Here is a 25,191-nt window from a genome sequence, read left to right on the forward strand (position 1 = left end):
ACAGCGTCACAATGCCTCGCGGAGGTTTCCGTTCCCGGCCTGCTCAACAATTCGTGAGCGAGTGCACGAACGGCGGGCTTCCGAAGCGCCAGCCGTTCGAGGCAACGGTCGTCAGATATCCAGATTAGCTACGGAAAGCGCGTTTTCCTGGATGAATTCGCGGCGCGGCTCAACCTCGTCGCCCATCAGCCGCGAGAACAGCGAGTCGGCGTCGGTGGCGTCGTTGACCTTCACCTGCAGCAATGAGCGCACGTTCGGATCGAGCGTGGTTTCCCACAGCTGCTCGGCGTTCATTTCGCCAAGACCCTTGTAGCGCTGCATGGTCAGGCCCTTGCGGCCGGTCGCGAACACGGCATTAAGCAGCGCCAGCGGCCCCGAGATGGTCTCCGAGACTTCCTTGCGGCGCAACACAGGGGGCGTCCCATAGACTTCCCCCAGCCGCTGCGCATAACGGTCGAGCGCGCGCGCGTCGGCGGAGTTGATCAGCCCCATGTCGAGATGCGCGTATTCCTTGACGCCGCGCACGGTCCGTTCGAACACATAGCCGCCAGGACCTTCGTTCGAGGTCGAGGTGCGGCCGGTCCAACCACGCTCCGTGTCCTCGGCGATGATATCGAGGCGCTGCGCGATCCTCTCGGCCATCGCGTCGGCGCGGCCGAGATCGTTGAAAATGTCGGGGTTGAGCCCGCCTGCGATCGCCGCCTGCTCGACCACGGTGCGGCTGTAGCGCGTGTGCAGACCGTTGATGAGCTGGCGCGCGGCCAGTGCGTCCTCGACCGCGCCGCGCAAATCGTTGCCCATGCGCACTTCGCCCGAACCCAGCGTCAGCGACGCCTCGTCGAGCCCGGAATCGATCAGATATTCCTCGAAGGCGCCTTCGTCCTTGATGTATTGCGAGCTCTTGCCGCGGCTCACCTTGTAGAGCGGCGGCTGGGCAATATAGAGATGGCCGCGCTCGATCAGCTCCGGCATCTGCCGGAAGAAGAAAGTCAGGAGCAGCGTGCGGATGTGGGCGCCGTCGACGTCGGCGTCGGTCATGATGATGATCTTGTGATAGCGCAGCTTGTCGGCGTTGAACTCGTCCTTGCCGATCGAGGTGCCGAGCGCGGTGATCAGCGTTCCGATCATGTCGGAGCCCAGCATACGGTCGAAACGCGCCCGTTCAACGTTCAGGATCTTGCCGCGCAGCGGCAGGATCGCCTGGTTCTGCCGCGAGCGGCCACCCTTGGCCGAGCCGCCGGCCGAATCGCCCTCGACGATGAAGATTTCGGATTTCGCCGGATCGCGTTCCTGGCAGTCGGCCAGCTTGCCGGGTAGGGAGGTGATGTCGAGAACGCCCTTGCGCCGCGTCAGTTCGCGGGCCTTGCGCGCCGCTTCGCGGGCGGCGGCGGCTTCCACCACCTTGCCAATCAGCGTGCGCGCTTCGGCGGGATGTTCTTCCAGCCATGTGCCGAGCGCCTCGTTGACGAGGCTTTCGACAACCGGCCGCACTTCCGAGGAAACCAGCTTGTCCTTGGTCTGCGAGGAGAATTTGGGGTCTGGAACCTTTACCGACAGCACAGCCGTCAGGCCTTCGCGCGTATCGTCGGCGGCGATGGTCACCTTTTCCTTCTTGGAAATGCCGGAGGCTTCCGCATAGCCCGTCACCTGGCGCGTCAGCGCGCCGCGGAAGCCGGCCAGATGGGTGCCGCCGTCGCGCTGGGGGATGTTGTTGGTGAAGGCCAGCACGTTCTCATGGTAGCTGTCGTTCCACCACATCGAGACTTCGACGGTGATCCCATCGCGCTCGCTGCTGATGGAGATCGGAGCCTCGATCAGCGGCTTCTTGGCGCGGTCGAGATATTTGACGAATTCGTCCAGTCCGCCCTCGTAGTGCAGTTCCTGCGTCTTGATGTCGGCATGGCGCTTGTCGGTCAGCACGATGCGCACCCCGGAGTTCAGGAAGGCCAGTTCGCGCAGCCGGTGCTCAAGCGTGCCGTAGTCGAATTCGGTCACGCCCTTGAAGGTTTCCGAGGAGGGCAGGAAGGTGATTTCCGAGCCGTTGCGTCCCTCGTAAACGCCCGGCTGCAAGTCTGGCGTGTAGGAGCCCGTGACCTTCAGCGGCGCATCCGCATCGCCATTGGTGAAGCTCATCTCGTGGATCTTGCCGTCACGCCGGATTTTGATCTTCAGCCAGACCGACAGCGCATTGACCACAGAAACACCGACCCCGTGCAGGCCGCCCGAGACCTTGTAGGAGTTCTGGTCGAATTTGCCGCCGGCATGGAGCTGCGTCATGATGACTTCGGCGGCCGAAATGCCTTCGCCCGTGTGGATGTCGGTCGGAATTCCGCGGCCATTGTCGATGACCGTGCATGAACCGTCGGCGTTGAGCGTCACCGTCACCAGATCGGCATGGCCGGCCAACGCCTCGTCGATGGAGTTGTCCACCACCTCATAGACCATGTGGTGCAGGCCGGAGCCGTCGTCGGTGTCGCCAATATACATGCCCGGACGCTTGCGGACGGCATCCAACCCCTTCAAAACCTTGATGGAATCAGCGCCGTACTCGGCGCCGTTGCCGTTGCCGTTTTCGGTCTCGTCGCTCATGCAATGCTTTCATTAATGTGACGAAAAGAGGCGCTCGGAATGCACAGCGAATCGAACGCCTGAGAGTCCTTGGAATATAGGCTCTCCACGGCGGTTTTTAAAGGTTTCAGGCAGATTTAGCGGCGTTGTCCCGGCACGTCGAAACCGCGCGGGGCTGCTGCTGGCGCCCCGCGGCATCTATCTGGGTGCCGGGATCGGGAAAGAGGCGGATCAGCCGGCCCGCATCGGCTTCAGCGCCTCGCTCCAGCGATGAAGCTCGTCGAGCATGGCGGCAGCGCTCGATGTGACCAGTTCGTTGGGCCTGAACTCGCCGTTCTCGTCGATGTGGGAGCTGAACATCGGCAGCGCCACACCTTCGGGAATCGGCATGATCTTGACCGTAGTCAGCAACGGCTTCAGCGACTGCGCGGCGCGCAGGCCGCCGGACAGCCCGCCATAGCTGAAGAGGCCGGCGGGTTTGTAGTTCCACTCTTTCGCCAGGTAATCGACCGCGTTCACGATCGCCGGCGGCGCGAAGTAGTTGTATTCCGGCGTCACGAAGACGAAGGCATCCGCCTCGTTGATGGTCTTTGCCCAGGCCCGGGTGTGATCCTTCTCGTATTTCTGCAGGCGAGGATGGTGCGGTTCGTCCAGAACCGGCAGGTCGAAGGTGGCGATGTCGGTCACCACCGGCTCGAATTTGCCGTGCTCGCGCGCGTAGACATCCAGCCATTCGGCAAAAACCGGGCCGACCCGGCCGGGGCGCGTGCTGCCGACAATGATGTTGAGACGATGCTTCAAGAAAGGCTCCTGTGGTATCTAAGTATCCAATAGGAACCGAGTTAGGTTATGGGTCTGGCTGCGGCAAGAAGGCACGTCGAGGAAACCGGAACTTCCGGAGAACGTACTGGTCTCCGTGCACGGTCACTCAATCCGTGCCCATATATTATGGACGGCTAAATAAGCCGCCTATAAGCTGCGCCGCTGGGAGGAAAGTATGGACACACTGGTACGACCGTTTGTGCCGCCGGCGCCGAAGCCGCGCACGAAGCCGCCGACGACGCTGGAGATGTTTCGCATCGTCAAGCGCAATCCGCTCGAACTGTGGGCAGAACCCTCCTACAACGAGCCGTGGATTTCCGGAAAAGGCATCCGCGGCCCCATCGTCATCGTCAACGATCCCGGCCTGATCCGCCATGTGCTGCTGGACAACGTCAAGAACTACAGGATGCAGGACATCCGCCAGCGCACCTTGCGCCCGATCCTGCGCGATGGGCTGCTGACGGCCGAGGGCGATGTGTGGAAGCGCTCGCGCAAGGTCATGGCGCCGGTGTTCACGCCACGCAATATTTTCGGCTTCGCCGAGCCGATGCTAAGGCGCACGCGCGCCTTCGTCGATCGCTACGAAACGGTCAGTCACACCGATCTCGCTCACGATATGACGTTGCTGACCTACGACATCCTGGCGGAAACACTTTTTTCCGGCGAGATAGCGGGCGATCCGGGCGATTTCGCCAGGGAGCTCGACCGCCTGTTCGCCACCATGGGCCGCGCCGATCCCCTGGACCTGATGCGCGCGCCGGACTGGCTGCCGCGCCTGACGCATATTCGCGGGCGCAAGACGATGGCGTATTTCCGCAAGATCGTCACCGACACGGTGACGATGCGCGAGGAAAAGATCAGGCGCGATCCCGACAGCGCGCCGCAGGATTTCCTCACTCTTCTGCTGAAGGCCGAAGGCCCCGAGGGCCTGAGCCGCGCCGAGGTCGAGGACAACATCATCACCTTCATCGGCGCGGGCCACGAAACCACAGCCCGAGCCCTCGGCTGGACCCTCTATTGCCTTGCCGAAGCGCCGTGGGAGCGCGAGCGGATCGAAAAGGAGATCGATGCGGTGCTGGCGCGCGAGCCGGATTCGACCAAATGGCTGGACGCCATGCCGTTCACGCGCGCGGCCTTCGAGGAGGCGATGCGGCTCTACCCGCCGGCGCCGTCGATCAATCGCGAGCCGATCGAGCCGGAAACCTACAAGGACCTTTACATCGCCCGGGGCGCGGCCGTCCTCATCATGCCGTGGACGGTCCACCGCCATCGCAAACTCTGGGACCAGCCCGATGCGTTCATGCCGGAGCGCTTCCATCCCGGCAACCGCGACAAGATTGACCGCTACCAGTACCTGCCCTTCGGCGCCGGACCGCGTGTCTGCATCGGCGCGTCCTTCGCCATGCAGGAAGCGGTCATCGCGTTGGCGACCATGCTGTCGCGCTTCCGCTTCGATACGACCGCCGAAACAAAACCCTGGCCGGTGCAGAAGCTGACAACGCAGCCCCAGGGCGGAATACCGATGCAAGTGACGAAGAGATAATCCGCTACAGATGAGACCGGGCGAGAGGCGGCTTCAGGTCCTGCCCTGAAAGACGTTTTCTACATGCACCGGCCAGCGCCACGGCAGCACCGCCACCATGTCGAAGCGCACCGAAAGCCGCCCATAATCCGGCTGGCGCGCTAGCCACAGATCGGCCGCGCCTTCGATCCGCTTTTCGGACGAGCGCGCCAGTGCTTCCATCGCTTCAAGCAACGTGCGCCGTGCTTTCACTTCCACGATCAGCACGAGGTCGCCACGCCGGGCGATGAGGTCGATTTCGCCAAGTTTCGTCCGATGGCGCCGCGCGAGGATGCGATAGCCCTTCAGCATCAACGCCGCCGCCGCCAGCCATTCGCTGCGATGCCCGCGCCGGTAGGATTTTCGCCGCTGGCGGGTAAAGGCATCAGCCATCGCCGGCCGCGTCCCGCAATTCCAGCAGCCGCCTGTAAAGAGCCTGCTTCTGCCCGCCGGTCATTTTCGCCGCCTCCGACGCGGCCTTGGACGCAGGCATCTCGGCCGCCAGCGAAAGCAGCAGACGGTCGATGTCGGCCGGTTCGTCGGCCTTTGCGGCAGCGGGGCCGACACAGATGACGATCTCGCCCTTCGGCGTCTCCGCGTCCGCGTAGTGCGCGGCAAGTCCGGCCAGCGTGCCCCGGCGCACCTCCTCGAAAGCCTTGGTCAGTTCGCGGCCGACAGCGGCGTCGCGGTCGCCGCCCAGCGTTTCGGCCATGGCGTCCAGCGTCTCGGCCAGCCGACGCGGCGATTCGAAGAAGATCAGCGTCGCCGGCACCGCCTTGAGCGCCTGGAGCCGGGTTTCCCGCTGTCCGGTTCTGGTCGGCAGGAAGCCGGCGAACAGAAACGTATCGGAAGGCAGGCCGGAAGCGGTCAGCGCCGCCAGCACCGCCGATGCACCGGGTATCGGCACCACCTTGATGCCGCGCTCCGCCGCTTCGCCGACGAGTCGGTAGCCCGGGTCGGAGACCAGCGGCGTGCCGGCGTCCGAGATGAGCGCCACGCTCTGCCCGCTTTCCAGCGCGGCGATCAGCTTGGGTCCTGCCTCCGCCGCATTGTGCTCATGATAGGCCAAGGTGCGGCGGCGAACGCCGTAGCGCTCCAGCAGCACGCGCGAGACCCGCGTGTCCTCGCACGCCAATATGTCGACGGCGGCCAGCGTTTCCAGCGCCCGCAGGGTGATGTCGCCCAGATTGCCGATCGGCGTTGCGACGAGGTACAGCGCGGCTTCCAGCGGCCGCGCCGTCATCTCGTTCTGGCCGATCATATAGCTTCGCCTGTCGCTGCCCACCCGCGCCTCCATGACGGTTCTGTCGCATGGAATGCCCCGCGTTGCAAAACCGCCAAGATGTGATCGCAACCTCAGGAACAAAAGCACCGGTCGCCGGTTTAGCTCGGCCATCCGGGAGGAAGACCATGGGCAGCCTTGTCATACAGGACGTTTTCGAACCGTATTATGCCGGCTGCCGTTCCGCCGGGCCAGAGAAGTCGCAAGCAGAGGCAAAGCCTCTCCCGGCAATGCGCGTACAGAAATCCGCGCTTGACCGGATGCGGGCCAGGAAGCGGCATCGCACCGACGCAGAGGCCCATCGGAAGGGCTGAGCAGCGGATGCCCAACCGTTTCGACGTCTGTATATCCCGTCTGGCGGTGCCCGCGGCGAAACGCCCGCCGGGCGGACGAGATGACGAAAGCGGCTCCGGCGGCCGCAAGGTTGGCAGGCAGCCGGTGCAGCCGGGAAGGAAGGACGCCGCGACGGACAGCGCCATTCACGGCGGCGCGCAGCAAACGCGGTCCTAAACGCCAAAGCCGAAACCGACGCTAGTTTTCTATCGCGCCAGATCGGCCACCACTGCATCCAGCACGATCATGCCGGCCGGTGTCGCCCGCAGGCGCGAATTGCCGATTGGCGCGATCAGCCCTTCTTCCTGCAGGATCGACATGTGCCGGGAGGAAAGCCCACGCCCCGCATAGTGCTCGTATCGTGTCAGGTCGATGCCCTCGGCCAGCCGAAGCCCCATCAGCAGGAACTCGTCCGCCTCGTCGGCGCGCGTCAGCACCTCGCCGTCCGTCACGCCATGCCCGCGCGTCTCGACCAGGGTCAGCCAGCTCTCCGGCACTTTCTCGGCGATTGTCACGATGCGCCGGCCGTTCTCGACGAAGCGGCCATGCGCGCCGGGACCGATGCCGACATACTCGCCATAGCGCCAATACGTCAGGTTGTGGCGGCTCTCGGCGCCGGGCCGGGCATGGTTCGAGATCTCGTAGGCGGGCAGACCGCGCGCGGCGGTGACCTCCTGCGTCAGCGCATAGAGATCGGCGGCGCGGTCATTGTCCGGTATCTGGAATTTCTTCGCCGCGTGCAGCGCATGGAAGGGCGTGCCTTCCTCGATGGTCAGCTGATAGAGCGACAGATGGTCGGCGGCGTGGCCGATGGCCTCTTCCAGTTCGGCCTCCCACGCCTCCGGCATCTGGCCGGGGCGGGCATAGATCAGGTCGAAGGACAGGCGCGGGAAGATCTCGCGCGCCAGCCCGATGGCATGCAGCGCCTCGGAAACATTGTGCAGCCGGCCAAGGAATTTCAGGTCGCGGTCGTTGAGCGCCTGCACGCCGAGCGAGACGCGGTTGACGCCCGCGGCGCGGTAGCCGCGAAAGCGCTCCGCTTCGACCGAGGAAGGATTGGCTTCAAGCGTCACCTCGATGCCCTCCGGCACCGTCCAGTTCGCCGCAATCGCATCGAGCACCGCGCCCACCGTTTCCGGCTTCATCAGCGAGGGCGTGCCGCCGCCGAGGAAGATCGATGTCACGTCGCGCGGGCCGGTGCGCTGGCGCATCGTCGCCAGTTCGGCGGCGAAGGCATGGGCGAAGCGCTCCTGGTCCACCGGCTGGTGCCGCACATGGCTGTTGAAGTCGCAATACGGGCATTTTGCCGCGCAGAACGGCCAGTGAACATAGATGCCGAAGCCGGGGGTCCGGTCGAGAAGCATTATTTCGAACCCAGCCGCGCCTCGGCGAATTTCTGGAACGCACGCGCCCGGTGCGACAGCGCCGTCGCCTGGCCCGGCTTCCAGCCGTGCTTTTCCTCGGCGCTCATCTCGCCGAAGGTCTTGTCATGGCCGTTCGGCAGGAACACCGGGTCGTAGCCGAAGCCGAGATCGCCACGCGGCGGCCACACCAGCGTGCCTTCGGCCTCGCCGCGATAATATTCCGCCTGGCCGTCCGGGAAGGCGAGGCAGATGACGGCGACGAAGCGCCCGGTGCGCTGCGCCGGTTCCATGGCGCCGACCTCCTGCAAGGCCACTTCCGTGCGCTGCATCGCCATGCCGAAATCGCGGCCGCCCTCCGGTTTCTCGGCCCAGTTGGCGGTGTAGACGCCCGGCGCGCCGTGCAGCGCGTCGACGCAGAGGCCGGAATCGTCCGACATTGCCGGCAAGCCGGTCGCCTGCGCCGCCGCGAAAGCCTTGATGTAGGCGTTCTCCTCGAAGGTCGTGCCGGTCTCGTCAGGCTCCGGCAGGCCGTATTCCTTGGCCGATTTGGCTTCGAAGCCGAAAGGCCCCATGAGATCGGCAAACTCACGCAGCTTGCCTGCATTGTGGCTGGCGACGACGATCTTCTTGTCAGCGAGCAAATCCATCACAGGCCCCAGATTTTCGGTTCGGCGAATTCCAGCGAGTTGCCGGACGGGTCGCGGAAATAGATCGAGCGTCCACCCTTTGCCTGACCCGGCTTGGCCGGCCAATGGAAGTCAGCTTCGACGGCCACGCCCCCCTCCGTCAGATGCGCCTTCCAGCGCTCGATTTCATCCGCCGTCGCCGAAAAGCACAGATGGCCTTGTCCAGCCGTCCCGTGCGGCGGCACCGGAAGCTTGGCGCCGGGTTCGGGCTGCTGGCGCGTCGCCTCGGCGTTGAACAGCAGAAGCACGCCCCGTCCGCACTGGAAGAAGACATGCCGGTCTTCCGCCCTGGCGATCTGCTCCAGTCCCAGAACCTCGCGGTAAAACCTTTCGGCCGCCGCCAGATCGGTAACGTAGAGGGCGGATTCGAGAATCGCGGAGGGCCGCATCGCTTCCCGCTACCCCACCGCGACCTGCTGCAGGCTGACCAGCCGCGCGATGCCCTTCTTGGCCAACCCCATCAGTGCCGCGAACTGCTCTTCGGAGAACGGCTCGCCCTCGGCCGTACCCTGGATTTCGACGATGCCGCCCTTGCCGGTCATGACGAAATTGGCGTCGGTGCCGGCGGACGAATCCTCCAGATAGTCGAGGTCGATGACCGGTTCGCCATTGTGGATGCCGCAGGAGATTGCCGCCACATGGTCCTTCAGCACCTTGGATACGCTGGCCATCTGCCGCGCCTCCATCCAGCGCAGGCAGTCGTAGAGCGCTACCCAGCCGCCGGTGATGGATGCGGTGCGGGTGCCGCCATCGGCCTGGATGACATCGCAGTCGACGGTGATCTGCTGTTCGCCGAGCGCCTGAAGATCGACCACGGCGCGCAGCGAGCGGCCGATCAGCCGCTGGATTTCCAGCGTGCGCCCGCCCTGCTTGCCGGCGGAAGCCTCGCGGCGCATGCGGTCGCCGGTCGAGCGCGGCAGCATGCCGTATTCGGCCGTCACCCAGCCCTTGCCGGAATTGCGCATCCAGCCCGGTACCTTTTCCTCGAGGCTCGCAGTGCACAGCACATGCGTATCGCCGAACTTGACAAGGCAGGAGCCCTCCGCGTGCTTGGAGACGCCGCGCTCGAAGGAGATGGCGCGCATTTCGTCGTTCTGGCGTTTGGAGGGGCGCATGAGCTTCTTTCTTTTTCGGATTCGTCGCGGGGTTTTAGACGCATGGCAGGCCCGGCGCAAAGGAAAACGCCCTGCTTGCGCAGGCTGCTCCCAAGTCTATATCCTTTAGCCCGGAGTTCCGAGACCGATGACGAAACCGATCGCCGATCCAACCCTGCAGTCGCCCGCACTTCATTCGCTCGACATGCGCTCGCGCGATATTTTCCGGCGCATCGTCGATTCCTATCTGCGCGACGGCGAGCCGGTCGGCTCGCGCTCGCTGTCGCGTATCCTGCCGTCGTCGCTGTCGCCGGCCACCATCCGCAATGTGATGAGCGATCTCGAGCATCTTGGGCTGGTCTATGCTCCGCATGTCTCCGCCGGTCGCCTGCCAACCCAGGCCGGGCTGCGCTTTTTCGTCGATGCCTTCATGGAACTCGGCGACCTGACCGACAGCGAACGCCGTTCCATCGAGGCGCAGATGAAGGCGTCGGGCGAGGGCGCCACCCTGGAGCATATGCTGACCGAGGCGAGCCAGATGCTGTCGGGCATGTCGCGCGGCGCCGGTCTGGTGCTGACGACGAAGAACGAAGTGTCGCTCAAGCACATCGAATTCATCCAGCTCGAGCCGCACAAGGCGCTGGCCGTGCTGGTCTCGCAGGCGGGCGATGTCGAAAACCGGGTTGTCGATCTTCCGGCCGGGACCACCGTCTCCCAGCTTCACGAGGCGTCGAATTTCCTCAACGCCCATATACGCGGCCGCACGCTGTCCGAGGCGCGGGCCGAGATCGCCCGCCTCAACGACGAGACCCGCGCCGCGCTCGACACGCTGTCGCAGGAACTGGTCGAAAAGGGTCTCGCTGTCTGGGCCGGTGCCGACAGCGGTCTGCCGGCGCGCCTCATCGTGCGCGGCCGCGCCAATCTGCTTGAAAACGTCACCGCCCAGGCTGACATCGAACTGCTGCGGCACCTGTTCGAGGACATGGAGACGCAGGACGGCCTGATCCAGTTGCTCGACCTTGCCGAGCAGGGTTCCGGCGTGCGCATCTTCATCGGTTCGGAAAACAAGCTGTTTTCGCTTTCGGGGTCGTCGCTGGTGGTTGCGCCCTATCGTGACAAGGACGCCCGTGTCATTGGCGCGCTGGGCGTCATCGGTCCGACGCGGCTGAATTATGCCCGCATCGTGCCGATGGTGGACTACACCGCGCAACTGATCTCGCGCATGCTGCGTTGACCATGCGCGCCGTGGCGCTTCGACACGGCAGATCGGAGAAACCCATGGCGTTCGAATCCCTCAAGGCCGAAATCGACATCTTGCTTGCGGAGATGGTGAACCAGCCGCAGGACGCGCAGGAAATCCGCGAACAGGTGCGCGAGAAGCTCAATGAACTGCGCGCCATGGGCATGCCGCTGCCGGCCGATCTGGTCGAGCTGGAAAAACGCCTCGACGCCGAACTGGGCTGATTTCACCAGGCCATCACATCCTTGTGTGTCGCGGAACGCGTCCATATCGATACCGTTCTGCCTTGGTATCGACCACAGGAAGGTGACTTCATGAAGCTTGCCGGGCTCACGGCCATATCCTTCATCGCAATGCTCGCGGGCGCATCGGCGCAGGAACCGCCTGTCCTGAAGGGCGAAGCGGCGTTCGGCGACTGGAAGGCTGACAAACCGGGCGTCCGCAGGCTGATCGCCGCGGACGATCTCCAAAGGGCCTCACCGTCGGAAGCATCGTCGAACAGCGCCGACCGCGCCCGCATGCCAGCCGGTGCCAGGCCGGATCTGCCGCGAGGTTTCACCGCCGAGATCATCGCGTCCGGCCTGCGCAGCCCGCGCGTCGTGCGCACCGCGCCGAATGGCGATCTCTTCGTTGCCGATTCCCGCGCCGGGCGGTTGCTGGTCTATCGCCTCGGCGAAGATGGAAAACCAACCGGGGACGGCGTTTTTGCCGAGGGTCTCTCGCAACCCTACGGCATCGCCTTCCATCCGGCCGACAAGCCGCAATGGGTCTATGTCGCCAGCCCTGATCGCGTCGTGCGCTACCCGTACAAGGAAGGCGACATGCAGGCGAAGGGCGAAGCCGAGACGGTCGTCTCGGACATTCCCTCCGGCGGCCACTGGACGCGCGACATCGCCTTCTCCGCCGATGGCAAGACCCTCTACGTTTCGGTCGGTTCGCAGTCCAATGTCGGCCAGGACATGGGCAAAGCGCCGGAAGGCGGCATCGAGGCCTGGGCGGGGTCGCAACCGCTCGGCTATGCCTGGGGCGAGGAGGAAGGCCGCGCCAATGTGCTCGCCTTCGACGCGGACGGCAAGAACCGGCGTGTCGTCGCCACCGGTCTGCGCAATTGCTCCGGCATGGCCGTGCAGCCTGCCACCCAGGCGCTCTGGTGCGTCGTCAACGAGCGTGACCAGTTGGGAGACAATGTGCCGTTTGAATACGCCACGACGGTCAAGGAGGGCGCCTTCTACGGCTGGCCCTGGTACTATATCGGCGCCAATGAAGACCCGCGCCACGCCGGGGCGCGTCCCGACCTCGCCGGCAAGGTGACGGCGCCCGATGTGCTGATGCAGGCGCATTCCGCGCCGCTGAACATTGCCTTCTATCAGGGCGACCAGTTCCCCGCCGCCTACAAGGGCGATGCCTTCGTGACGCTGCACGGTTCGTGGAACCGCGGCGCCCGCACCGGCTACAAGGTCGTGCGGCTGAGGTTCGAGGACGGCAAGCCGACCGGCGAGTACGAGGATTTCATGACCGGCTTCGTGCTTTCGGACGCCGAGGTCTGGGGCCGGCCGGTCGGCGTCGCCGTCGCCAGGGATGGATCGCTGATCGTGACCGAGGATGGATCGGGCACGATCTGGCGGGTGAGTTACGATCAGAAGCGGTCGTAGACGAACGCCGTCAATCGGGTTGGCCTCGGCGGCGGCGGCGAATCTGGTTCGCCCGGCGTTCAGCGCGTCCTTCGGATCGCGCCCTGATGGATTCCCTGAACCGCGCTGGCGACAAAACATCCCCGCCGATCGTCACCACGCGCCATGCCAAGAAACCCAGCCACGCAACGCAAAGCTTCAACACGCGGCGCGTGATCTCGCGCCACGTCCATTTCCTGTCTGGCTCGACCTGAGACACTTTCCGCCCTTTTCCGCTGTTCAGGCTGGAACGAGCAACTTCCGGGCCAATGGCGCGAATTGATGGGCATCAAAAAGAAAAACAAATTCCGGTGCTTAACAGAGTATTAACGCGCCCGTCCCGACTTTGGTGGGCGCTCGTTCGCTTGTCGCCAGACAATTCAGGATAGAAATTTTCGCGTAAATTTGTCTAATGAGACGCTGGCTTGAACAAGGACTGGGGACGCTCCGTCATTGCTGCATAGGACAAACCTGCCCATGGCAAAAACGGTCTGTGATCTGGATCGGCGCAGGTGTCGTCATTGGCATGGTTGCCGCGCTTGTCGGGATCGGCGCTATGGCGGGCGGTCATGGCATTTACCTGCCCGCGCATATTTTGATTCCTTGGCTCATGCTTATATTGCCAACCGCCGCTGTACCGGGTTCCGCATTGGTGGTGGCCGCCCTGGCACCATACCCGATCTACGGTGCCTTGATTGCTTACAAAAGGATTTGGGCTATTCCAGTGGTCGTGCTGCATATACTCGCGATTGCGGCTTCGCTCCTTGTGCGAAGCGAGTATCTCCCATGACCGCCGGCCGCTAGGCGGTTGGTCATTGAACAGGCCAAATTGGATACCGAGCCATGACTCTTGCCGGTTTTCTCGCCTATTGCGCCGCGCTGGGCATCGCAGCCGCCATTCCGGGGCCCGGCGTCACCGCCCTCGTTGCCCGCGCGCTCGGCTCCGGCTTCCGCTCGTCACTGGCCATGGCGTTCGGCCTGGTCGTCGGCGATCTCACCTATCTCACCGCCGTCGTGCTTGGGCTGGCCTTCCTCGCGCAGACGTTCGGCATCGTCTTCCTCATCGTCAAATGGCTGGGCGTCGCCTATCTCGCCTGGCTCGGCTGGCGCTTCTGGACCGCCGGCATCACGCCAGAGACGGTCGAGGCCCGCAAGGGCAAGGGCGGGCTGGTTTCGTCCTTCATCGCCGGACTGGCCGTCACGCTCGGCAATCCCAAGACGATGATCTTCTATCTCGCCATCACGCCCACCATTGTCGATATCGGCACGATCACGCCCGCCACCTATGGTATTCTGGTGGCGCTCACCATCGTCGTGCTGTTGGTCGTTCTGGTGCCGTACCTCGCGCTCGCCGCGAAGGCGCGCTGGTTCCTGCGCTCACCGCGGGCGCTCAAATTATTGAACCGCACCGCCGGCACATTCATGATGGGCGCGGCGGCGGCGATAGCGGCTCGCCACTAGCTTTTACCGCGACAAAGATTCTAAAAAAGGCGACAAAAAGGAAATCCTATTCCGGTGAGTTGGGGTTTTAAGCACGCCATCCACTCGGATATCGTCCGGGCAGAGCCTATCTTCGTCAGCTGGAAACGCCTTTCCGCCGCTGTCCTCTGGGAGCAAGAACAATGAACAAGCCCACCACCTCCACGCGCGTACCCGGCCGCGGCCGCATCTACGATTCGATCACCGAAACCATCGGCGACACGCCGCTGGTCCGGCTCGACAAGTTCGCCAAGGAGAAGGGCGTCGTCGCCAATCTGATCGCCAAGCTGGAATTCTTCAATCCGATCGCCTCGGTGAAGGATCGCATCGGCGTGGCGATGATCGAGTCGCTTGAAGCCCAGGGCAAGATCACCCCCGGCAAGACCACACTGGTCGAGCCGACCTCCGGCAATACCGGCATCGCGCTCGCCTTCGCCGCAGCCGCCAAGGGCTACAAGTTGATCCTCACCATGCCCGAGACCATGTCGGTCGAGCGCCGCAAGATGCTGGTCCTGCTCGGCGCCGAACTGGTCCTCACCGAAGGGCCGAAAGGCATGAAGGGCGCCATCGCAAAGGCCGAGGAACTCGCCCAGACCCTGCCGGACGCAATCATCCCGCAGCAGTTCGAGAACCCGGCCAACCCGGAAATCCACCGCACGACCACGGCGGAGGAAATCTGGAACGACACGCAGGGCGGCATCGACATCTTCGTCGCCGGCATTGGCACCGGCGGCACCATCACCGGCGTCGGCCAGGTTCTCAAAAAACGCAAGCCTTCGGTGCAGATCGTGGCGGTCGAACCTGAAGCATCGGCCGTGCTGTCGGGTGGCCAGCCGGGGCCGCACAAGATCCAGGGCCTCGGCGCCGGCTTCGCGCCGAAAATCCTCGATACCTCGATTTACGATGAGGTCGTCCGGGTTTCGAACGAAGATTCGGTGGCCAACGCACGGCTGGTGGCGCGCTTGGAAGGCGTCCCGGTCGGTATCTCGTCCGGCGCCGCATTGCAGGCGGCGATCGTTGTCGGTTCGCGGCCGGAGAACGCTGGCAAGAATCTCGTCGTCGTCATCCCGTCCTTCGCTGAGCGCTATCTGTCGACTATTCTGTTCGACGGGCTGGGCGCCTGATCGCCCACGCAGGGTCCGAAGTCGGTTTAGACTGTCAGGCGGCGCCCAGCGCCGCCTTTCGCTTTTGCAGGAACTGCCGCACAGCCGGATCGCGCTCGAGGCCGATGGCCTGGTCGTAGGCCAGCGCCGCCTCACGCGCCTGGCCGAGCCGCGCCTGCAGGCCTGCCAGCGCCGCCCAATAAGGCTGGTAGCCGGCGAGACGTCCATCTTCCGCCAGAGCTTCCAGCGCTTGCAACCCGGCTCGCGGTCCATCGGCCTCCGCCATCGCCACCGCTTGGTTGATCGCCGCCACTGGCGATCCGGTCAATGCCGCCAGCGCCGCATAGAGATCGCGGATCGCCGGCCAGTCCGTCATGCCGGTCAACCGCCGCGCCGTGTGAACGGATTGCACGGCGGCCTCCAGCTGATAGCGGCCGACGCCCTCCATGCCGCTGGCGCGCCGCAGCAGCGCCTCGGCCTCGTCGATCAGCGCCGCGTTCCAGAGCCTCGTGTCCTGCTCGCTCAGCGGCACGTAGTCTCCTTCGCCGTCGCGGCGCGCGCCACGGCGGGCGTCTGCGAACAGCATCAGCGCCAGCATGCCGAGCGCTTCTGGCTCTCCCGGCATCAGCCCGGCGACAAGCCGCCCGAGCCATATGCCTTCGGCGGCCAGGTTGCGCCGGCGCGGATCGGTGCCGGCCGGATCGGACCAGCCCTCGGCGAAAGTCGCGTAGATCGCCTCCAGCACGGCGCCGAGCCGCTCGCCGAGCTCTGTCCGTTCCGGGATGCGAAAGGGAATTCCGGCGTCGCGGATCCGGCTTTTCGCGCGCACCAGCCGCTGCCCCATCGTCGCCGGCGAGACCAGGAAGGCGGAAGCGATCGTCGCCGCGTCGAAACCCAAAATCGTCTGCAGGATCAGCGGCGCGCGGATGCCGGGGTCGATGGCCGGGTGGGCACAGGCGAACATCAGCCGCAGCCGTTCGTCGGGAATGTCGCCGGCATCCTTCGCCGCGTCCATCTCCTCCGCCAGCAGCATCAGGTGCGATTGCGCCTCGATGCCGGTCTTGCGCCGTCTGGCCGCGTCGATGCCGCGCCGCCGGGCGACTGCCAACAGCCACGCTTCCGGCCTGTCCGGCACGCCGTCGCGCGGCCAGTGCTCGATCGCCGCGGCGAAGGCTTCCGCCAGCGCGTCCTCGGCGCCGGCGACGTCGCGTGACCGGGCGGCGAGGAAGGCCACCAGCTTGCCGTAACTGTGCCGGGCAGCATTCTCCGCCGCCGCCCGGGCGATATCGACCTCGGAGGTCACCGCGTCATGCCTATTGCGCCTTCCAGATCGGCCGCACCTCGATCGGTCCGCGCTGCGCGGCGGGGCAGCGCGCCGCCCACTGGATCGCCGCGTCAAGGTCAGCGGCTTCGATGATGTAGTAGCCGCCGAGCTGTTCCTTGGTATCGGCGAAGGGGCCGTCGAGCACTTCGGTCTTGTCGTCGCGGAGGCGGACCCGCGTGGTGGAGGACGATGGCGCCAGCCGATCGCCGGCGACCCAGGCGCCGGCCTTCTTCAGCGCCTCGTTGTAGGCCATGAAGGGCTGGGCCATGTCGTAGGCCTTGTCGGGTGTGGCGGTTGGCGCCATGGCGGCCATCGCGGCTTCGTCGACATTGATGAGAAGCATGTACTGCATGGTGGTATCCTCACGATTTTGAAGGCCGCTTCATTGCGTACCGAACCAATGTCGCGCCAACCTGCTCCGTTTCGACACGGCTTAAAAAGATTTCTGCTTTTTGTTCCCGCCCGGCAAGTAGAGCCGTGCGGTTCGATAGTTCGTCTAACGCGCGCAATTTGGGTTGGCATTTCGCGTCCGGTGTCTAAACTCACGCCGGATCGTGCCGGGAGGGCGCGTATACAAAAAGGGAGGAAACAGTAGATGCTGCATTTCGGCAGGAAATTCATTGTCGCTGGCACGGCGGCGCTGTCGCTCGCGCTCGGCGCCGGTTCGCTCAAGGCACAGGAATTCATAAACGTTCTGACTGGCGGCACATCCGGCGTCTATTATCCGCTCGGCGTCGCCCTGTCGGAGATTTATAGCCAGGGCATCAAGGGCGCGCGCACCCAGGTGCAGGCGACCAAGGCATCCGTCGAAAACCTCAACCTTCTCGAGCAGGGCAAGGGCGAGATCGCTTTCGCACTGGGCGATTCCGTCAAGTTCGCGGCGGAAGGCAACAAGGAAGCCGGCTTCCCCGGCAAGCTTGAGAAGCTGCGCGGCATCGCCGCCATCTACCCGAACTACATCCAGATCGTGGCCAGCAAGGAGTCCGGCATCAAGACGCTGGCCGACCTGAAGGGCAAGAGCCTATCCGTCGGCGCGCCGGCCTCCGGCACCGAACTCAACGCGCGGGCCATCTTCGCCGCCGCCGGTCTGAAATACGAGGATCTCGGCCGCGTCGAATACCTGCCTTTCGCGGAATCGGTCGAACTCATCAAGAACCGTCAGCTCGACGCCACCCTGCAGTCGGCCGGCCTTGGCGTCGCCTCGATCCGCGATCTGGCCACCTCGCTGCCCATCAACGTCGTCGCCGTTCCCGCCGAGGACGTCGCCAAGATCGGCTCGCCCTACATTTCTGTTGTCATCCCGAAGGGCACCTATGACGGCCAGGAAGAGGACGTGCAGACGGCCGCCGTCGGCAATTTCCTCGTCAGCCAGTCGGACGTTCCGGACGAAACCGCCTATCAGATGACCAAACTGCTGTTCGATAACCTCGACAAGCTGACTGCATCCCATGCCGCCGCCAAGGCGATCGATCCGGCCAAGGCCCTGGATGGAATGCCGATCCCGCTGCACCCCGGCGCGGAGAAGTACTACAAGGAAAAAGGCCTGATCAAGTAAGCCTCAAGGCTTGCCTGATTGCGCAAGGCGCTGTTCCGGCCATCGGCCGGGATGGTGCCTTGCAACGATTTTTCCGGGAGGACACGACGATGAGCCAGGCAGCGCAGGGTCAGGAAAAACCTGACATCATCCACATTCCGGCCGGCGAGGAGCAGGTCGAGGGTCTGCCGCCCGGCTTCGGTGAAGGCATAGCCGGCAAGGTGGCGTTTTTGATCGCCATCGCGTTCTCCGTCTTCCAGATTTACGTGGCCGCCTATGGCAGCATCCCAAGCCAGGTGGTGCGCGCCATGCATGTCGGCTTCCTGCTTCTGCTCGGCTTCGGTCTGATCGCCAATCTCCGCGCCACCAGCAGCGTCGCCAAGACATGGTTCTGGACTCTCGGCATCCTCGGCTTCGCCACCGGCGTCTACAACTGGGTCTTCTATGTCGACCTGATCCGGCGCTCCGGCTTCCTGACGATGCCGGACCTTGTCGTCGGCGCTGTGTTGATTGTGCTGGTTTTCGAAGCGGCCCGCCGCATCATGGGCCTGCCGCTCGCCGTCATCGCGCTGCTCTTCCTGCTCTATTGTTTCTTCGGCAACTACCTGCCGGCGCCCTTCGTGCATCGCGGCTATGATGTCGCCCAGATCATCGACACCTTCGCCTATGGCACGGAAGGCATATTCGGCACCCCGATCTATGTCTCCGCCGCTTACATCTTCATCTTCGTCGTCTTCGCCGCCTTTCTCGAAAAGGCCGGCATGATCGCGCTGTTCAACGATTTCGCGCTGGGGCTGGTCGGCTCCTGGCGCGGCGGTCCGGCGCAGGTCTGCGTGCTCTCCTCGGCGCTGATGGGCACGATCTCCGGCTCCGGCGTCGCCAATGTGGTGGCCAGCGGTCAGTTCACCATTCCGCTGATGAAGCGCTTCGGCTTCCGCTCCGCTTTCGCCGGTGCGGTCGAGGCGACATCGTCGATGGGCGGCCAGATCATGCCGCCGGTGATGGGCGCCGTCGCCTTCATCATGGCCGAAACACTCAACGTGCCTTACGCCGCCATCGTCAAGGCGGCGATCATCCCTGCATTGCTCTATTTCGGCGCCTGCTTCTGGCAGGTCTATCTCGAGGCCGGCAAAGCGAACCTGCGCGGAATGGACAAGGCGAGCCTGCCGAACCCGTGGAAGGCTGTGCGCGAGCATTGGCCGCTGGTGCTGCCGCTTGCGGCGCTCGTCTATCTGCTGTTCGCCGGTTATACGCCGATCTTCGCCGGGACGATGGGCCTGGCGCTGACCATCGTGCTTATCCTCGGCACGCCGCTCGCGGCCTTGATCGGCCCCTTCGCCTTCCGCGTCGTCTTCTGGCTGGCGCTCGGGCTGGCGGCCGCATCCTTCGTCGAATACGGCGTCAACGTCCTGTCGCTGGTCATAGCCGCGCTGGTCATCGCCTGCGTCACCTTCAAGGGCGGGCGCGAAACCTTGCAGATCTGCGTCGACTCGCTGGCCGAAGGGGCGAAGAACGCGCTGCCGGTCGGCATCGCCTGCGCCATCGTCGGCATCGTCATCGGCACGCTGACGCTTACCGGCATCGCTTCCACCTTCATCGGCTGGATCATTTCCGTCGGCGAGAACAATCTGTTCCTGTCGCTGGTGCTGACGATGATCACCTGCCTGGTGCTGGGAATGGGCATCCCGACCATCCCCAACTACATCATCACCTCGTCGCTGGCTGGGCCGGCGCTGCTTGCGCTCGACGTGCCGCTGATCGTCAGCCACATGTTCGTCTTCTATTTCGGCATCATGGCCGACCTGACGCCACCCGTTGCGCTGGCGGCGTTCGCCGCCGCGCCCATGGCCAAGGAATCCGGGTTGAAAATCGGCATACAGGCCTCGAAGCTGGCCATCGCCGGTTTCGTCGTGCCGTTCATGGCCGTCTACACCCCGGCGCTGATGCTGCAGGATCCCGGCCCGATCGCGGCGCAGTTCGGCTACCCGGTCGAGGTAACCTACATCGTGCTGAAAGCCTGCATGGGCATCGTTCTGTGGGGCGCGGCGGCGGTCGGCTTCCTGGTCGCCCGCATGGCCATATGGGAGAGGCTGCTGGCATTCGCCGCCGGCGTGCTTCTGGTCATGGCGTTGCCGCTCACCGACGAGGCCGGCTGGGTGCTGGCCTTCGCCTGGATAGCCTGGCACTGGTGGCGCGCGCGCAAGGCCACGCCGGCTACGGCCGTTTGAGTGATCTTGCCCGCGCTCTGTATCCTCTCCGCCGGCAAGACGGCAATGATCACCGCCACTGCCTTTACGCTGTCATGGACGCATTCAGTCGAGAAGACGCGCTGGGAGGAGGACTGGAAGCTGACGCCGGCGGGGCTGCAGATCGTCGCCGCGCGGGTCAAGGGCTCCGGCGCGGGCATGGACCCGCCCGAAGGCTCTGTGCTGGAGGATGGCTGGTGGTCCTATGCGCCCAAGGTGGGGCCGCAAAAACGCCTCGTCCTCGCCGCCTCAGGGGCGACGGGCGGCGGCTGGTCGCTCTGCGCGATAGGTGGTTGCACGGTGATCGGTGCCCGGCCGGGCGATCCGGCTGTCGTGACGGCTTGTGACGGCGAACATGATCAGTGAGCGCTCACGCCCAGCACGTTGCCACGGCGGGCGCAGGCCGGGCCAGGTCCGCGCATGTAGTGGCGCTCCGGCCGATAGGTCGGCGCGACGAATTCGCGGATGGCGGCGGCATAGCCGGCGATTTGGTTCCAGATAGTCATTTCAGCACCAGTCCCTGTCCCTTTTTTCGGAGTCCCTTCCGAATTGGGGAAATCGTAGTTCAAAGAGGTGAATCCTCAGTGAACGCGATGTTAATTTTTCCGCGAAAATCAGTCACTTCGTGGCGGGATTGCGGCTAACTGGCGGTCTTTCCGTGCCGGTTGCCGGCATTCTCGCCACTGTGCTTTTTGCGTCACATGGCGCCCCGCCAAGGCTCGGACTTGCACCGCGCCCTTCGATCACATTTGCCACGCAGTCCCTGTGCGCCGGAACAACGCTGCGAGCGACACGTTGCGCTTAGGACCGGCGAGGGCGGCACAATGAAATCAGGAGATTGAATCATGGGTTTCTTTTCGAAGGACATCAAAACACTGGACGACCTGTTCGTGCACACGCTGCAGGACATCTACTATGCCGAAAAGCAGATCGAGAAGGCGCTGCCGAAGATGATCGACAAGGCGACCGCGCCTGAGCTCAAGGCAGGTTTCGAGATGCATCTGAAACAGACAAAGGGCCATATCGCCCGGGTCGAGGAAGTCTTCGAACTGCATGGCGTCAAGGCCAAGCAGGTGAACTGCCCGGCCATCGACGGCATTCTGGAAGAGGCCGACGAAGTCAGCGGCGATATCGACGACAAGCAGGTTCTCGATGCTGCGCTGATCGCCTCGGCGCAGGCCGTCGAGCACTACGAGATGACGCGCTATGGCACGCTGATCGCCTGGGCCAAGCAGATGGGCCGTTCCGACTGCGCCAATGTGCTGGCCAACAACCTGAAGGAGGAGGTGGCCACCGACCGCAAGCTGAGCGAGATGGCGGAATCGAAGATCAACCTGCAGGCCGCCGAGTAACCGCATTGCCTGCGGGAGCAGGCAAGCTTACCGTCGGGAACCGGAACGGGCTGCGCCCGTTTCGGTTTCTGGTTCATGCGTAGGAGTTTTTCATGGCACCGCGCCCCGCCTGGAAGGGCTATCTCAAGCTTTCTCTCGTCACCTGCGCCGTGGAGTTGACCAACGTGGTCACCCACGCCGAGAAGGTTTCGTTCCGCATCCTCAACCGGAAGACCGGCAACACGGTGAAGCGTATCTATGTCGATGCGGAGAACGGCAAGCCCATTGAGGACGAGGACGAGATCAAGGGCTATGAAGTCGACAGCGGCGACTACGTCCACATCGAGGAGGACGAGATCGACGCGGTGCGGGTCGAATCCTCCGACATGATGAGCCTCGACGGCTTCGTCGACAAAGCCTCGATCCAGCAGATCTATCTCGACACGCCCTACTATCTGGCTCCGGCCGACAAGGTTTCGGAGGACGCCTTTGCCGTCATCCGCGACGCCATGGCGGCGAAGAAGAAGGCAGGCCTCGCCCGCATCGTGCTCTATCGCCGCGAGCGCCCCGTGGTCATCGAGCCGCTGGGCAAGGGCATGGTGCTGACCACCCTGCGCTATGACAATACCGTGCGCCAGCCGGACACCGTCTTCGACGACATCAAGGCGGTGAAGACGGACAAGGAAATGATCGACCTCGCCCAGCACATCATCGACAAGAAAAGCGCCAAGTTCGATCCCTCGAAATTCGACGACAAGTATGAGGAAGCGCTGCTTGAGCTGATCCGCGCCAAGAAAGCCGGCAAGAAGGCGCCCAAGGCCAAGGCTGCCTCCAGGCCTTCCAACGTCGTCAATCTGTTCGACGCACTGAAGAAGAGCCTCGCCGCCGACAACGACCAGGACGGCGCGCCGGCAAAGGCAGCCAAGGCGTCGAAGAAGAAGGCGCCGGAACCGAAGACGAAGGCGGCGCCCAAGCGCAAGTCGGCATAGGTTCCGGGCGATGGCTGGGCCCGCGCTTGAACAATATCGCGCCAAGCGCGATTTCTCGAAGACCAGGGAGCCGGCCGGCGAGGTTCCGCCGGCCAGGGCCCGCAAGGATGGCGGCGGCATCTTCGTCATCCACAAGCACGACGCCACGCGTCTGCACTACGATCTGAGGCTCGAGCATGGCGGCGTGCTGTGGAGCTGGGCGGTGACGCGCGGCCCCAGCCTCGATCCATCGGAAAAGCGGCTGGCCGTCCATGTCGAGGACCACCCGATCGACTACGCGCCCTTCGAGGGCACCATTCCCAAGGGCGAGTATGGCGGCGGCACGGTCATCGTCTGGGACGAGGGCACGTGGACGCCCGATCACGATCCCGCCAAGGGGATGAAGAAGGGTCATATCGATTTCGAGCTGCACGGCCACAAGCTGGCCGGCAAATGGCATCTGGTGCGCCTGAAGCCGCGCCCCGGCGAGAAGAAGGACAACTGGCTGCTCATCAAGTCCGACGACGCGGCGGCGCGTCCCGGCGAGGACATTCTCGCCGATGCCCCGCAGTCGGTGAAGACGGGCCTCACCATCGAGGATGTCGCGGCGGGCAAGGCCGCGAAAGGCGAAAAGCCAAAAGTGTGGCATTCCAACAAGCCGGCGACAGGCAAGGCAAAGCAAAAGGCCGCCGCGAAGCTGGATTTCATCGAACCGGCGCTGGCGACGCTGCAGCGTGAAGCGCCGGGCGGCAAGGAATGGCTGCACGAAGTCAAGTTCGACGGCTACCGCATGCAGGCCCAGCTTGCCGGCACGGATGTGCGGCTCTTGACCCGCACCGGGCTCGACTGGACCGGGCGCTTCGAAGGCCCGATCACGGCGGCGCTCGGCGGCTTGAAATGCGGCGACGCCATCGTCGACGGTGAGATCGTCGTGCTGGCCGACAACGGCGTGTCGTCCTTTTCGCTTCTGCAGGCCGCCCTTTCCGCGAACACCACCGACTGCATGGTCTACTACGCCTTCGACCTGCTGCGCCTGAACGGCGAGGATCTGCGCAAGGAGCCGCTGGCCGAGCGCAAGGCGATGCTGGAGGAACTGCTCGCCGGCCAGCCTGACGATTCGGCGCTGCGCTACAGCGACCATTTCACCGAGCCGGGCAGGATCATGCTCAAGCACGCCTGCCGCATGGGTCTGGAAGGCGTGGTTTCCAAGCGCGCCGACGCGCCTTACCGATCCGGGCGCGGGCTTGCCTGGATCAAGTCGAAATGCACCCAGCGGCAGGAATTCGTCATCGGCGGCTATCTGCCCTCGGAAAAGACCGGACGCGGCTTGCGTTCATTGCTGGTCGGTTATCACGAGGGCGGCAAGCTGAAATATGCCGGCCGTGTCGGCACTGGCTTTACCGCGCGGGTCGCGGACGATCTCAAGAAAAAGCTGGACGCCATCAAGACGGCCAAATCGCCTTTCGACACCAAGGTGCCGGGCGCAAAAGGACTGGTGTGGGTCAAGCCGGAGCTTGTCGGCGAAGTGGAGTTTCGCAGCTGGACCAGCGACCGTATACTCCGCCACGCATCCTTCCAGGGATTGCGCGAGGACAAGCCGGCGGAGGAAGTCGTGCAGGAAAAGCCGAAAGCCGCGACCAGCAGCAGCGAAAACAAGGCCGCGAAAGCAACCGCCAAGCCGCCCGCGAAGGCAAAAAGCGCTTCGGCGATCGAGACCTCGGTGAAGCTGTCGCATCCCGAAAAACTGCTCTGGCCTGATGAAAAGATATCGAAGCAGGCCCTGCTGGAACACTACGCGCTGGTCTGGCCGCGCATGAGGCAGTTCGTCATCGACAGGCCGCTGGCCTTGGTGCGCGCACCGGACGGCGTCGGCGGCCAGCAATTTTTCCAGAAGCATGCGTCGCCCGGCATGAACGAGGCGATCCTCCGCTCCAAAGACCCCGAGGACGGCGAGGAAATCCTCTACGTCAAGGATTTCGACGGCATAGCTGCGCTGGTGCAGATGGGCGTGGTGGAAATCCACATCTGGGGCTGCAAGGTTGACGAGATCGCCATGCCCGACCAGATCGTGTTCGATCTCGATCCCGATGAGGGCGTTGGGGTGGATAAGGTGCTGGCGGCTGCACTGGAAATTCGCGCCAAGCTGGAGGAACTGTCGCTGCCGACCTTCGTCAAGACCTCCGGCGGCAAGGGCTATCATGTCATGGTGCCGTTGAAGCCGGCGGCGAAATGGGATGCGGTGAAAGGTTTCGCGCATGATTTCGCCCGTGCCATGGAGCAGGAAGCGCCTGACCGCTACACCGCCACCCTGTCCAAGAAGGCGCGTACCGGCCGCATATTCATCGACTACCTGCGCAATGGCCGCGGCTCGACCACGGTCGCACCCTATTCCTCGCGCGCCAAGAAAGGCGCCACCGTGTCCATGCCGGTGACCTGGAAGGACATCGAGGACGGCCTGCCGCCCAATGCCTTCCTGATCGGCGACAAGACGACTCTTGCCCGCATCGAGGGCGACGATCCGTGGAAGGATTTTTTCAACCGCGGCAAGGCGCTGAAGCTGGGGTAGGTTTCGGTGGGGAAGGGTGC

At 64.2% G+C, this 25,191-nt stretch carries 25 protein-coding genes; 14 read left to right on the forward strand and 11 right to left on the reverse strand.

The features are described 5' to 3' along the window. Window positions 1–111 precede the first annotated feature (111 nt). Both gyrB and J2X35_RS00675 read right to left on the reverse strand, forming a co-directional pair. The gene (gene gyrB / locus J2X35_RS00670) at window positions 112–2,589 is read right to left on the reverse strand and encodes a DNA topoisomerase (ATP-hydrolyzing) subunit B (protein WP_310180318.1); all 2,478 of its coding nucleotides are present in this window, start codon (window positions 2,587–2,589) and stop codon (window positions 112–114) included. A 210-nt stretch (window positions 2,590–2,799) separates the two neighbouring features. Next, window positions 2,800–3,369, reverse strand: coding sequence for an NADPH-dependent FMN reductase (locus J2X35_RS00675; RefSeq protein WP_056107303.1), 570 nt, complete (start codon window positions 3,367–3,369; stop codon window positions 2,800–2,802). A 196-nt stretch (window positions 3,370–3,565) separates the two neighbouring features. Here J2X35_RS00675 and J2X35_RS00680 point away from each other — a divergent pair, with 196 nt between their 5' ends. After that, entirely contained in the window at window positions 3,566–4,933 is a 1,368-nt protein-coding gene (locus J2X35_RS00680; RefSeq protein WP_310180322.1) for a cytochrome P450, read from the forward strand. A gap of 33 nt (window positions 4,934–4,966) precedes the next feature. Here J2X35_RS00680 and J2X35_RS00685 read toward each other — a convergent pair whose 3' ends face one another. From J2X35_RS00685 to rph, 6 genes are all read right to left on the reverse strand, one after another. Continuing rightward, the gene (locus J2X35_RS00685) at window positions 4,967–5,344 is read right to left on the reverse strand and encodes a YraN family protein (RefSeq protein ID WP_056107309.1); all 378 of its coding nucleotides are present in this window, start codon (window positions 5,342–5,344) and stop codon (window positions 4,967–4,969) included. Then, window positions 5,337–6,212 (reverse strand): 16S rRNA (cytidine(1402)-2'-O)-methyltransferase, encoded by an 876-nt coding sequence (gene rsmI / locus J2X35_RS00690; RefSeq protein WP_310183667.1) that lies wholly within the window; start codon window positions 6,210–6,212, stop codon window positions 5,337–5,339. The genes J2X35_RS00685 and rsmI overlap by 8 nt, the downstream gene beginning before the upstream one ends. A 560-nt stretch (window positions 6,213–6,772) precedes the next feature. Beyond that, window positions 6,773–7,930 (reverse strand): radical SAM family heme chaperone HemW, encoded by a 1,158-nt coding sequence (gene hemW / locus J2X35_RS00695; protein WP_310180325.1) that lies wholly within the window; start codon window positions 7,928–7,930, stop codon window positions 6,773–6,775. Continuing rightward, window positions 7,930–8,577, reverse strand: coding sequence for an RdgB/HAM1 family non-canonical purine NTP pyrophosphatase (gene rdgB, locus J2X35_RS00700; RefSeq protein WP_310180326.1), 648 nt, complete (start codon window positions 8,575–8,577; stop codon window positions 7,930–7,932). Before rdgB ends, hemW begins: the two co-directional genes overlap by 1 nt. Beyond that, the gene (locus tag J2X35_RS00705) at window positions 8,577–9,005 is read right to left on the reverse strand and encodes a VOC family protein (protein WP_310180329.1); all 429 of its coding nucleotides are present in this window, start codon (window positions 9,003–9,005) and stop codon (window positions 8,577–8,579) included. Before J2X35_RS00705 ends, rdgB begins: the two co-directional genes overlap by 1 nt. Window positions 9,006–9,014: 9 nt before the next feature. Continuing rightward, entirely contained in the window at window positions 9,015–9,731 is a 717-nt protein-coding gene (rph, locus tag J2X35_RS00710) for a ribonuclease PH (RefSeq protein WP_056107327.1), read from the reverse strand. Between the two features lie 127 nt (window positions 9,732–9,858). Here rph and hrcA point away from each other — a divergent pair, with 127 nt between their 5' ends. From hrcA to cysK, 7 genes are all read left to right on the forward strand, one after another. Next, a complete protein-coding gene (gene hrcA, locus J2X35_RS00715) occupies window positions 9,859–10,944 on the forward strand; it encodes a heat-inducible transcriptional repressor HrcA (RefSeq protein WP_056107330.1) in 1,086 nt (361 codons plus the stop codon). A gap of 44 nt (window positions 10,945–10,988) precedes the next feature. Further along, window positions 10,989–11,174 (forward strand): hypothetical protein, encoded by a 186-nt coding sequence (locus tag J2X35_RS00720; RefSeq protein WP_310180334.1) that lies wholly within the window; start codon window positions 10,989–10,991, stop codon window positions 11,172–11,174. 90 nt (window positions 11,175–11,264) lie between these two features. After that, window positions 11,265–12,602, forward strand: coding sequence for a sorbosone dehydrogenase family protein (locus tag J2X35_RS00725; RefSeq protein WP_310180335.1), 1,338 nt, complete (start codon window positions 11,265–11,267; stop codon window positions 12,600–12,602). Window positions 12,603–12,688: 86 nt separating this feature from the next. Next, on the forward strand, window positions 12,689–12,835 hold the full coding sequence (locus tag J2X35_RS00730; RefSeq protein ID WP_310180336.1) for a hypothetical protein: 147 nt from the start codon (window positions 12,689–12,691) through the stop codon (window positions 12,833–12,835). A gap of 278 nt (window positions 12,836–13,113) precedes the next feature. Continuing rightward, window positions 13,114–13,410, forward strand: a complete 297-nt coding sequence (locus J2X35_RS00735; RefSeq protein ID WP_310180337.1) for a hypothetical protein — start codon at window positions 13,114–13,116, stop codon at window positions 13,408–13,410. 53 nt (window positions 13,411–13,463) lie between these two features. Further along, entirely contained in the window at window positions 13,464–14,081 is a 618-nt protein-coding gene (locus tag J2X35_RS00740) for a LysE family translocator (protein ID WP_310180339.1), read from the forward strand. A gap of 161 nt (window positions 14,082–14,242) precedes the next feature. Continuing rightward, on the forward strand, window positions 14,243–15,223 hold the full coding sequence (cysK, locus tag J2X35_RS00745) for a cysteine synthase A (protein ID WP_310180340.1): 981 nt from the start codon (window positions 14,243–14,245) through the stop codon (window positions 15,221–15,223). A 34-nt stretch (window positions 15,224–15,257) separates the two neighbouring features. Here the strand turns inward: cysK and J2X35_RS00750 are convergent, their stop codons facing one another. Then, a complete protein-coding gene (locus J2X35_RS00750; protein WP_310180342.1) occupies window positions 15,258–16,505 on the reverse strand; it encodes a DUF6596 domain-containing protein in 1,248 nt (415 codons plus the stop codon). Window positions 16,506–16,515: 10 nt separating this feature from the next. After that, window positions 16,516–16,878, reverse strand: coding sequence for a YciI family protein (locus J2X35_RS00755; protein ID WP_310180343.1), 363 nt, complete (start codon window positions 16,876–16,878; stop codon window positions 16,516–16,518). 243 nt (window positions 16,879–17,121) lie between these two features. Between J2X35_RS00755 and J2X35_RS00760 the strand changes: the two genes are divergently transcribed. The 3 genes from J2X35_RS00760 (at window position 17,122) to J2X35_RS00770 (ending at window position 20,672) form a co-directional block, all read left to right on the forward strand. After that, on the forward strand, window positions 17,122–18,081 hold the full coding sequence (locus J2X35_RS00760; protein WP_056107355.1) for a TAXI family TRAP transporter solute-binding subunit: 960 nt from the start codon (window positions 17,122–17,124) through the stop codon (window positions 18,079–18,081). 89 nt (window positions 18,082–18,170) lie between these two features. After that, a complete protein-coding gene (locus J2X35_RS00765) occupies window positions 18,171–20,288 on the forward strand; it encodes a TRAP transporter permease (protein ID WP_310180345.1) in 2,118 nt (705 codons plus the stop codon). Window positions 20,289–20,333: 45 nt separating this feature from the next. Further along, window positions 20,334–20,672, forward strand: coding sequence for a DUF1850 domain-containing protein (locus J2X35_RS00770; protein ID WP_310183670.1), 339 nt, complete (start codon window positions 20,334–20,336; stop codon window positions 20,670–20,672). On the opposite strand, the gene J2X35_RS00775 is transcribed toward J2X35_RS00770, so the two are convergent. Further along, a complete protein-coding gene (locus tag J2X35_RS00775) occupies window positions 20,666–20,812 on the reverse strand; it encodes a hypothetical protein (protein ID WP_156459729.1) in 147 nt (48 codons plus the stop codon). The two genes, J2X35_RS00770 and J2X35_RS00775, sit on opposite strands and share 7 nt — an antisense overlap. A 339-nt stretch (window positions 20,813–21,151) precedes the next feature. On the opposite strand from J2X35_RS00775, the gene J2X35_RS00780 reads away from it, so the two are divergent. The 3 genes from J2X35_RS00780 to ligD all read left to right on the forward strand — a co-directional run bounded on the left by J2X35_RS00780 (window position 21,152) and on the right by ligD (window position 25,171). Next, window positions 21,152–21,658 carry a ferritin-like domain-containing protein gene (locus tag J2X35_RS00780; protein WP_310180348.1) on the forward strand — a complete coding sequence of 169 codons (507 nt, stop codon included), beginning with the start codon at window positions 21,152–21,154 and terminating at the stop codon, window positions 21,656–21,658. A 92-nt stretch (window positions 21,659–21,750) separates the two neighbouring features. Further along, window positions 21,751–22,626 carry a Ku protein gene (locus tag J2X35_RS00785; RefSeq protein WP_310180351.1) on the forward strand — a complete coding sequence of 292 codons (876 nt, stop codon included), beginning with the start codon at window positions 21,751–21,753 and terminating at the stop codon, window positions 22,624–22,626. Between the two features lie 10 nt (window positions 22,627–22,636). Then, a complete protein-coding gene (gene ligD / locus J2X35_RS00790) occupies window positions 22,637–25,171 on the forward strand; it encodes a DNA ligase D (protein WP_310180352.1) in 2,535 nt (844 codons plus the stop codon). Window positions 25,172–25,191: the final 20 nt, after the last annotated feature.

The sequence above is a fragment of the Mesorhizobium sp. BE184 genome (assembly GCF_031457045.1).
Lineage (GTDB): Bacteria > Pseudomonadota > Alphaproteobacteria > Rhizobiales > Rhizobiaceae > Mesorhizobium.

Bases quoted from the DNA above. Each gene is read 5' to 3' on its own strand.
- gyrB (WP_310180318.1), bottom strand. From the start codon at position 2,589: ATGAGCGACGAGACCGAAAACGGCAACGGCAACGGCGCCGAGTACGGC.
- J2X35_RS00680 (WP_310180322.1), top strand. From the start codon at position 3,566: ATGGACACACTGGTACGACCGTTTGTGCCGCCGGCGCCGAAGCCGCGC.
- J2X35_RS00685 (WP_056107309.1), bottom strand. From the start codon at position 5,344: ATGGCTGATGCCTTTACCCGCCAGCGGCGAAAATCCTACCGGCGCGGG.
- rsmI (WP_310183667.1), bottom strand. From the start codon at position 6,212: ATGATCGGCCAGAACGAGATGACGGCGCGGCCGCTGGAAGCCGCGCTG.
- hemW (WP_310180325.1), bottom strand. From the start codon at position 7,930: ATGCTTCTCGACCGGACCCCCGGCTTCGGCATCTATGTTCACTGGCCG.
- rdgB (WP_310180326.1), bottom strand. From the start codon at position 8,577: ATGGATTTGCTCGCTGACAAGAAGATCGTCGTCGCCAGCCACAATGCA.
- J2X35_RS00705 (WP_310180329.1), bottom strand. From the start codon at position 9,005: ATGCGGCCCTCCGCGATTCTCGAATCCGCCCTCTACGTTACCGATCTG.
- rph (WP_056107327.1), bottom strand. From the start codon at position 9,731: ATGCGCCCCTCCAAACGCCAGAACGACGAAATGCGCGCCATCTCCTTC.
- hrcA (WP_056107330.1), top strand. From the start codon at position 9,859: ATGACGAAACCGATCGCCGATCCAACCCTGCAGTCGCCCGCACTTCAT.
- J2X35_RS00720 (WP_310180334.1), top strand. From the start codon at position 10,989: ATGGCGTTCGAATCCCTCAAGGCCGAAATCGACATCTTGCTTGCGGAG.
- J2X35_RS00725 (WP_310180335.1), top strand. From the start codon at position 11,265: ATGAAGCTTGCCGGGCTCACGGCCATATCCTTCATCGCAATGCTCGCG.
- J2X35_RS00730 (WP_310180336.1), top strand. From the start codon at position 12,689: ATGGATTCCCTGAACCGCGCTGGCGACAAAACATCCCCGCCGATCGTC.
- J2X35_RS00740 (WP_310180339.1), top strand. From the start codon at position 13,464: ATGACTCTTGCCGGTTTTCTCGCCTATTGCGCCGCGCTGGGCATCGCA.
- cysK (WP_310180340.1), top strand. From the start codon at position 14,243: ATGAACAAGCCCACCACCTCCACGCGCGTACCCGGCCGCGGCCGCATC.
- J2X35_RS00755 (WP_310180343.1), bottom strand. From the start codon at position 16,878: ATGCAGTACATGCTTCTCATCAATGTCGACGAAGCCGCGATGGCCGCC.
- J2X35_RS00760 (WP_056107355.1), top strand. From the start codon at position 17,122: ATGCTGCATTTCGGCAGGAAATTCATTGTCGCTGGCACGGCGGCGCTG.
- J2X35_RS00765 (WP_310180345.1), top strand. From the start codon at position 18,171: ATGAGCCAGGCAGCGCAGGGTCAGGAAAAACCTGACATCATCCACATT.
- J2X35_RS00770 (WP_310183670.1), top strand. From the start codon at position 20,334: ATGATCACCGCCACTGCCTTTACGCTGTCATGGACGCATTCAGTCGAG.
- J2X35_RS00775 (WP_156459729.1), bottom strand. From the start codon at position 20,812: ATGACTATCTGGAACCAAATCGCCGGCTATGCCGCCGCCATCCGCGAA.
- J2X35_RS00780 (WP_310180348.1), top strand. From the start codon at position 21,152: ATGGGTTTCTTTTCGAAGGACATCAAAACACTGGACGACCTGTTCGTG.
- J2X35_RS00785 (WP_310180351.1), top strand. From the start codon at position 21,751: ATGGCACCGCGCCCCGCCTGGAAGGGCTATCTCAAGCTTTCTCTCGTC.
- ligD (WP_310180352.1), top strand. From the start codon at position 22,637: ATGGCTGGGCCCGCGCTTGAACAATATCGCGCCAAGCGCGATTTCTCG.